The organism is Steroidobacter sp. (assembly GCF_016790065.1).
In the GTDB taxonomy this organism is placed as follows: domain Bacteria; phylum Pseudomonadota; class Gammaproteobacteria; order Steroidobacterales; family Steroidobacteraceae; genus Steroidobacter.
This window is the reverse complement of record NZ_JAEUPY010000567.1, coordinates 1-8,190: the sequence shown is the minus strand read 5'-3', so window position 1 is coordinate 8,190 and position 8,190 is coordinate 1. Positions and strand designations below refer to the sequence as shown.

General features: G+C 60.0%; 8 protein-coding genes. 1 reads left to right on the top strand and 7 read right to left on the bottom strand.

Annotation, left to right across the window (positions count from 1 at the left end):
• From JNL55_RS23580 to JNL55_RS23565, 4 genes are all read right to left on the bottom strand, one after another.
• The coding region (locus tag JNL55_RS23580) for a hypothetical protein (protein WP_293859876.1) at positions 1-703 on the bottom strand (703 nt) is incomplete at its 3' end.
• 97 nt (positions 704-800) lie between these two features.
• Positions 801-2,381 carry a serine hydrolase gene (locus JNL55_RS23575; RefSeq protein ID WP_293859873.1) on the bottom strand — a complete coding sequence of 527 codons (1,581 nt, stop codon included), beginning with the start codon at positions 2,379-2,381 and terminating at the stop codon, positions 801-803.
• A 96-nt stretch (positions 2,382-2,477) separates the two neighbouring features.
• Positions 2,478-3,647 carry a dipeptidase gene (locus JNL55_RS23570; RefSeq protein WP_293859870.1) on the bottom strand — a complete coding sequence of 390 codons (1,170 nt, stop codon included), beginning with the start codon at positions 3,645-3,647 and terminating at the stop codon, positions 2,478-2,480.
• Positions 3,648-3,776: 129 nt separating this feature from the next.
• Positions 3,777-3,929: a DUF3309 family protein gene (locus JNL55_RS23565; RefSeq protein WP_293859867.1), complete on the bottom strand. Its 153-nt coding sequence runs from the start codon at positions 3,927-3,929 to the stop codon at positions 3,777-3,779.
• Positions 3,930-4,027: 98 nt separating this feature from the next.
• Between JNL55_RS23565 and arsC the strand changes: the two genes are divergently transcribed.
• Complete coding sequence (gene arsC, locus JNL55_RS23560; protein ID WP_293859864.1) at positions 4,028-4,390, top strand: arsenate reductase (glutaredoxin); 363 nt, start codon at positions 4,028-4,030, stop codon at positions 4,388-4,390.
• Between the two features lie 11 nt (positions 4,391-4,401).
• Here the strand turns inward: arsC and JNL55_RS23555 are convergent, their stop codons facing one another.
• From JNL55_RS23555 to JNL55_RS23545, 3 genes are all read right to left on the bottom strand, one after another.
• A complete protein-coding gene (locus JNL55_RS23555; RefSeq protein ID WP_293859861.1) occupies positions 4,402-5,673 on the bottom strand; it encodes a hypothetical protein in 1,272 nt (423 codons plus the stop codon).
• A gap of 33 nt (positions 5,674-5,706) precedes the next feature.
• Entirely contained in the window at positions 5,707-7,383 is a 1,677-nt protein-coding gene (locus tag JNL55_RS23550) for an ABC transporter ATP-binding protein (RefSeq protein ID WP_293859858.1), read from the bottom strand.
• 14 nt (positions 7,384-7,397) lie between these two features.
• Positions 7,398-8,190, bottom strand: a 793-nt coding sequence (locus JNL55_RS23545) for an ABC transporter permease (protein WP_293859855.1), incomplete at its 5' end; no start/stop codon positions are given.

Below are 8,190 nucleotides of genomic sequence, written 5' to 3'. Positions count from 1 at the left end.
GAGTCAGCGTGAAGTCCACATCGCCGGCCGGAATGGCGGCGCGCAGTTCATCGCTCAACTCTTTGAGGCAGGCATCGATGACTTCTCGATCCGAAGTATTCATGGCCACGGCCAGCTTGTTCTCGCGCAACTGGCCCGAGTAGCCTAGATCGGTGGCCGTCAGCTTGGCGCCGACCCTGGCCATCGCCACACTCATGACCTCTTCGGCCACTGGAATTCCCAGCGTGCGCGCGATCTCGGCAATGCCTTCGAGACGAACGACCGCCACCGCGACCGACATTTCTCGCAGCGATGCCGTTGCCAACGTATCGTTCAGTCGACGCAGAAAGCCGCGCCGATCCAGACCGAGCCAGCGTGGCTCTTCGGCAATCGCCTCGGTTTCGCGATTCGAGTCGGATAAAGACGCACGAATCACCCCGATGGCGCGGCTCGGCCCCTGCGGGCTGACGCGCACTTCGTAACTGCGGCCTTGCTCTTGAAAACGGGTTTCGACCGGCGCGCGACTGGCGATACTTCTACGTAGCAGTCGTTTGATCAGCGCCGCAGTGCTGGGCGACCATATTTGTTCCAGCTTGTCGCCGTCATCGATGCCTTCGCGACGAAAGTCAGGGACGGCCTGACCTCCTACATGGGCTACGACCGTACCGTCGCGACGCATGAGGAAGACCAGATCCGGCAACAGATCGATAAGAACGGCGGACATAACGGCACGCTACCGTCCCGCCCCGCCCGCCGCTGTGACACGCCTCTAAAGCATCTTGCCGATTTATCGGAAACCTTGCGAAGCCGTGATTGATCTCTCAACGCTCCGGCGTGAACCACAGATCTTGATAGTCGAAACTGAAGTCGGCCAGCGGCGAGACGGCTTTCATGGTCAGGCGCTCGATGCTGCCCTCTGGCGTCAATGCAAAAGTGACATAAGCATCCTCGATGCCGCGATCTTCCCAACGCGCACGGAATGTGTCGTAGCGCACATGTTCCAACGTGCCGATCATGGTCGGCGTGTTTTCAAAACGAATGCGCAGGGCCTCGCCGGCGCTTTCGATACTGACTGGGCCGTACCAGGCATCGCGATAACGGCCTGCATATTTGGCAATGGCCAGTGACGGACCTTTGACGGGTTCATTGGTCGCTGGCTTTTCCGCGAGTGCCTCGCGGGCTTGGGTAATTTTTTCCTTGTTGCTGGCATCCAGCGCGGCGATCCAATCCGGGCTTTTGAGTCCGAGGTAATGATCCAACAGCCGGTTTTGCATGGACGCCAGCGTGCCCATTTCTTCCGAGTTGGTGAGAATGGCGAATGCTACGTTTCTTTGCGGCATCACTATGAACATGGTGACGAAGCCGGGCACGCCGCCGGCATGCGCGAGAATGGGCTCGCCGCGATAGTCGCTCGCCACCCAGCCCAGCGCGTAGGCACGGAAGTTGGGCTTCGCCAGTTCCATTCCTTTCGGCAGGGTGGTCGGCGTCGGCATCAAGGTCACGCCAGTCCACATTTCTTTCGATTGAGTTTCGCTGAACAGCCTCGTGTTGGTGCGCGGGTCGAGGCCTCTTCCTAGTTGCAGCTCCAACCAGCGGGTTAGGTCGGCGCCACTCGCGTTGATTGCGCCTGCGGCGGCGGAGTTGTCGAGAGTCATTGGTTTATCTAACGCGGCCATTGGGCCGATGCCGCGTGCTACTTCTGACGTACGGATATGAGGCCAGGCCCTGTTTGTGCCGTCCTTCAGCGCTGAGGAGGTGGAAGTGTCCTTCATCTGTAGCGGGGTCAGGATGCGTTGGCGTATCGCGTCGTGCCAGCTCATCTTGGTGACGGCTTCGATCACCTGCCCTGCCGCTACATATAACAAGTTGTCGTAGGCATAGCCGCTGCGGAAGCTGGTTGCCGGTTTGATGTAACGCAGACGATGCACGATGTCGGCGCTGCTCAGTGTCGTCGTGGGGAAGAAGAGCAAATCGCCGGCCCCTAGCCCCAGGCCGCTGCGGTGGACCAGCAGGTCCCGCACTGTCATTTCGGCGCTGGCGTATGGGTCGTACATCTTGAAGCCCGGCAGCACGTCGGAGACTTTCGTTTCCCACGTGAGCTTGCCTTCATCGACCAGCATCGCCAGCACTGCAGAGGTGAATGCCTTCGTGGTCGAGCCGATGGCAAATAAGCTGTGTTCGTCTACTTTCGCCGACTCGCCCAGGCGCTTCACGCCGTAAGTGCGAACGATGCTCGGCTTGCCTCGCTCGGCGATGGCCACGACCATGCCCGGCGTCTCGAATGTTTGCATCACTCGACCGGCGTAACGATCAAGATCAGGCGGCGGCGCCGCGCTCACCGCACCCGCGAAGCCAAAACCAACGACCGCAACGAGCCAGCGGCTCGCAGTGAATCCAACCATGATTGTTACCTACCAGAGCGCGCTGCTGGCCAGCCGGCGAAGCCGGCTAGGCCTTTTGTAATTACCGATCAGCCGGCGGCAGCCGGCTGACCAAGGTCACTTCCAGGTCGTGCCGAGCAGGCGACGGAAGTTGCCGCCGAGCACGGCGACCACGTTCTGTTCCGAATAGCCCCTTCGGAACATTGCCTCGGTCAGGTCGAACACCTTCTTGGGATGATCGAACCCTTCGATGTCGATCTTATCTCGGAACCCATAGCTGGCCTTATACGACCCACGCAGCATCTTCAGCTGATCCGGCGGCATATCGTCGTAGCCATTCAAGTCCGCATCCGACCCGATCCCCACATACTCAATCCCGACCAACTTCACCACATGATCGATGTGATCGACGATGTGATCGATGGTCGTCGGCTCCTTGTCGCGCACGAACATGCGCACGCCGGTAATCCCCATCACCCCGCCCTTGGCCGCCATCTTCTTGATGGCCTCGTCCGTCTTCAACCGCGGATGATTGAAAATGCCGCGGCAGTTGGAATGAGTGATAGCAATGGGCTTGGGCGACACCTCGATGGCATCGAGCGTGGTGCGATCTCCGCAATGAGACACGTCCACCAACATGCCCACCTCGTTCATGGCATTGACGATCTCAACGCCATAATCACTAAGCCCGCCATCGACGCGCTCCGTGCCGCCGGCACCGAGCAAGTTCTGCGAGTTATAGGTGAGCTGCGCGCAGCGTTGACCGAGCTGATAGAACGACTTCACATCCTCTTTCTTGCGGAAGTGCTCGGCGTTCTGCACGCCCATGATGACCGCGACCTTGCGATCCGCCTTGGCACGATCCAAATCGACAGCCGTGTTGACCAACGTAAACACATGCGAGTTACGACCGGCATACCCCTGCCAGGCCGCGAAGAAAGTCAGTGTCTCCTCCACCGCCGAAGGCCCACCGGTACCGATGGAATTGTGAAAGCCAGTAATGCCACAAGTCCGAAACTCCTCGGCCTGCGGATCGGTCATGCGACCGGCATACGCTTCGGGCGAGAAGTCGATCTTGAGCGGCGCCAGCATGTCGATGACCAACGCCTTCTCGACGGCCTTCAGAGTCTTGGCGGAATAACGCGTCGGCGAGGCTGCGAATGCCTGATAGCTTCCCAGATTGATCATGGGAAAGCCGGTGCTGAGCACCGTGGCAGCGGCAGCGGACTTCAGGATGGAACGGCGGCTAACGGCCTGCTTGGCCGGAGGGGTCTGTCGAGTCGGCACGTCATCTCCCGTGAGGATTCGTTGGTAGGTCTCGAACGCTCACGGGATCGTAACAGGCCGCGCTCCGTCGCGACCGTTTTGCTGTGACGAACGGTCAGAATGCCAGGCTGGATGGCCTCGCCTGGACCACTAGAGACGGCCCGTCAACAACATCAGCAACAACACGATCACCAACACGCCGACGATACCGCTCGGCCCATAACCCCAACCGCGGCTGTGCGGCCAAGCCGGCACCACGCCCAACAACAATAGAATCAGAACGATCAACAGAATAGTGGTCATGCTTTCCCCCACAGTGACGACGCTGTGAAGTGAACTGCCTTGGACCGGCGCGAGTTCCTTGGCCCCTCGGCAACCGAGTCTTGCGCTAAACTACCGGCATGAGCGCCAACGACGTCACCATCTACCACAACCCGGCTTGCGGCACGTCTCGCAACACACTCGCATTGCTTCGCGAAGCCGGTCTCGAGCCGCGAGTCATCGAGTATTTGAAAACACCGCCGGATCGTAAAACGCTGCTGGATTTGCTGGCCAAAACCCAGCTCACGCCCCGCGAACTGATGCGCGAAAAAGAAGTCGAGAAGCTGGGCTTGGGCGATTCATCCGCTTGGAGCGACGAGCAAATCGTCGAATACATGCTGAAGCATCCGGTGCTGATGAACCGCCCCATCGTCATTACTGCACGTGGCGCGGTGTTGAGCCGCCCCGCCGACACGGTTTTGAAAATTCTGCCGTCCAAGTAAGACGGCCCGGCTCACCACACATACTCGAGCTGCACCCAAAACTTGGTGGTGTCCTGGTAGGCAGCAGGCGTGCGTCCTTCGTGCGCCTCGTACAACGCCACCTTGAGCAGTCCGACGAAGCGCTGATACTTGGCTTGCAGCTGTAAGTCGACCTCGTCGCCCAAATCCTGAGCCAGGCGTTCGGATTCGAAGTTGCGATACACCAGCGTCGCCGACAATGTATCCAATTTCGCCACGCCCTTGGCCGTATAGCCCAGACCAACGTAACGGTCGTCGATACCATTGGCCGGCGTGGTCAGGAACTTGTCCGCCCAGCCGTGAAAGCGATGCATGGTCGCCAGCGGCGTGGCAAAGCCCACCGTGCCATTGCCCTCCATCACTTCCTGACCGAGCGTTACACTGTATTGGCGATAGGTACCGGTGAGTTCCAGCGAGTAATAGTCGAGATCGAAGCTGAGCGGATTACTGCCGTAGTCGCTCTGCCGTGCAAAGGTCGCCGCATACGCCACCTTGAGCTTGCTCAGCGGCCGCTCGCCGGCGAAGCGAGTGCCGATGGTCTCAGTCGACACCCGCAGCGGATTCAACGCCGCCGGCACACCGGTTTCGGCATCGAAATCGAGCCAGTAGCCGAACACGCTGAGCTTGCCGATGCCGAACTGATAGGCCGCGTTGGCGAGCACACCGTCACCGTGATAGCGACCCTGCGGCGAGTCGCGGCCGAAGATACGGTTCACCTGATTCAGATAGGTTGCATCCAAAGTCAGCGCCGCCAGCGATTTATTGACCACACGAACCGCATCGAATGTTTGCTCGTTCTGGCGCCAACCGACGTTGCCGACGAAGCGTTGATCGTCGAGCAGAATGCGCTGTCGACCCAACGTCAGCGTCGTTCCCGGCAACGACGTGTTGACCAGCTGCAAGCGATTGATCTCTTCGCTCTCCGGATCCGGCACCACCGGATAAGTGACATTGCGAGGCCGGGAGGCATCGTCGCGATAGCTGCCGGCCAGCTCGGTGATCACTTCGCCTTCAGCCAGCAAACTGGTGTTCCAGGCTTTGCCGGTCTCGACCCCGAAGCGCACTCGCAAAGTTTCGGCGTGCGAGTCTTCCACCAACGGGGTTTGCTCGACGTTCTCATATCGCAGCCGGGCGTCGAAGATGGGTTTCGATTCGCTCAGCGCTCCGCCTATCACGCCGAAATCCGCGGCTCCTGCCGCACATGGAGCGGCCATCGCCAACGCCATGCCAATGTTCAGTCCCCGACGCTGACTCCCTGAAGCCATCGTGCCGCCCTCCCCGAGCGTTGTTTTGCAGGATTATGCGGCGTGCGTTTGTTGCCGCTCGCAAGATTCTAGAAATGCCAGTAACTCGTTCCGATAGTCGTAATACATCGGGTGCTCCAGCAGCTGCTTGCGCGTACGCGGCCGGGGCAAATCGATTTGCATGATCCGGCCGATACGAGCCTGTGGCCCGTTGGTCATCATCACCACCCGATCGGCCAACAGGATGGCTTCGTCGACGTCGTGCGTGACGCAGATGGCGGTCACCTGATTGCGCTTCCAGACCTCCATCAATACTTCCTGCAATTCCCAGCGGGTCAGCGCATCCAACATGCCGAACGGTTCGTCGAGTAACAGCAGCTTGGGCGACAACGCGAAGGCACGTGCCAGACCGACCCGTTGTTTCATGCCGTTCGACAGCTCGCTCGCCTTCTTCTCGAGCACGTCGCCCAGACCGACGCGTGACAGGTAGTACTCGATGATGTCAGTGCGCTCTTGTTCGGTCGCGTGTGGATAGACGCGATTCACGCCGAGCGCGACGTTCTCGCGAGCGGTGAGCCACGGCAACAAACTCGGCGCCTGAAACACCACGCCGCGATCCGGCCCGGCCGATGTGACTTCACGCGCATCCAAGGTGATGCCGCCGCTCGATACATCGCTCAACCCGGCGACCATGGACAACACCGTGGACTTGCCGCAACCGGAATGCCCGATCAAGGAAATGAACTCACCCTTGCGAATGTCCAGCTGGAATCGGTCGACCACCGTGAGCGGGCCTTGGGGCGTCGGGAAGACTTTGCTCACGTCGTAGAACTCGACGAACTTGTCCAGATTCTCTGCCGGCTTCGGCCGCGTCGCCCGGCGCATGGTTCGGGGCACCGGCGGTTCGATAGGAACCACCGACGGCAACGTCTTCGCGACACTGGAAGAGCCGCTACGTTGCATGCTCAGACTCATCAAGTACTGAGAGATCTGGGCGCGCAGTCGGCGATACGAATCGTCCTCGTTGACCGCCATGCGATCGCGCGGTCGCGGCAGATCGACTTTGAATTCACGACCCAGCGTCGCACGCGGCCCTGGCTTCAACGCGATGATTCGATCCGCCAGTAGCAGCGCTTCGTCCACATCGTTGGTGACCAGAATGACGGTCTTGCGCTGACGCTCCCAGATCGCCTCGATCTCATCCTGCAAGCGTGCACGTGTGAGCGCGTCGAGCGCCGACAACGGCTCATCGAGCAACAACACTTTCGGATCCATCGCCAGCGCTCGGGCCACAGACACGCGCTGACGCATGCCGCCCGACAGCTCGGCGGGCCGACGATCCACCGCATGAGCCAGCCCGACCATCTCGACATACTTATGAACGTGAGCGCGTCGCTGCTCCGCCGTCCATTGAGGGAACACGCTGTCGACGGCCAGAGCGACGTTACTCTGGACCGTCAACCACGGCAGCAATGAATAGTTTTGAAATACCACGCCGCGATCCGGTGCCGGCCCGGTGACCGGCCGGCCTTCGAATAACACCTCGCCCGCGTCCGGCTGGATCAAGCCGGCGATGGTCGAGATCAACGTGGTTTTGCCGCTGCCAGAAAAGCCGACGATGGCGACGAACTCGCCTTCGTTGATGCTCAGATTCACGTCGCTGAGCACCTCGACTCGTTGCTCCCCCGAGCCAAAATTCTTAGCCACACCATTGAGCTGCAGAAATGTCATGACGACTCCTGGACTCAGCGCCGGCCGCCAAAGTCGAGCAGGCTCTGCAGCGTATGCATGACCCGATCGAGCAGGAACCCGATGATGCCGATGGTCAACACCGCCACCATCAGGCGCGCCAGCGAATCGGAGCTGCCGTTCTGAAACTCATCCCACACGAATTTGCCGAGGCCAGGATTCTGCGCCAGCATCTCAGCCGCGATCAGCACCATCCAGCCCACGCCCAGCGACAGTCGCATGCCCGTGAAAATCAACGGCAATGACGACGGCAACACCAGCTTGAACAGCTTGGTGGTCCACTTGAGCTGCAACACTCGCGCGACGTTCAGTAGATCCTTATCGATAGAGTTCACGCCGACGCCGGTATTGATCAGCGTCGGCCACAGCGAGCACAACGTCACGGTGATCGCCGAAATCAGAAACGATTTCTCGAACATGGGATCGGCAGTGACGTACACCGCACTCACGATGATGGTCACCAGCGGCAACCACGCCAGCGGCGACACCGGCTTGAAGATTTGAATCAGTAGATTCAGCGCCGAGTTGATGGTGGTGCTCAGGCCGCAAAGAATGCCCAAGGGCACGGCGATCAACGTCGCCAGCAAGAACCCCGTGAACACCGTCTTCAGGCTGGTGAAGATCTGATCGATATACGTCGGCTTGCCGGTGTATTTGATCAGCTTGAGGCCCGCGTCCGGATTCTTGGCCAACTTGGCAGCGTTCCGTTTCTCTTGCCTCTCGTAGAAGGCCGCTGCCTTGGCGCGCTCGGCTTTGTGGTCGTCCCACAAGCTCCGCGCCTGATGCGCG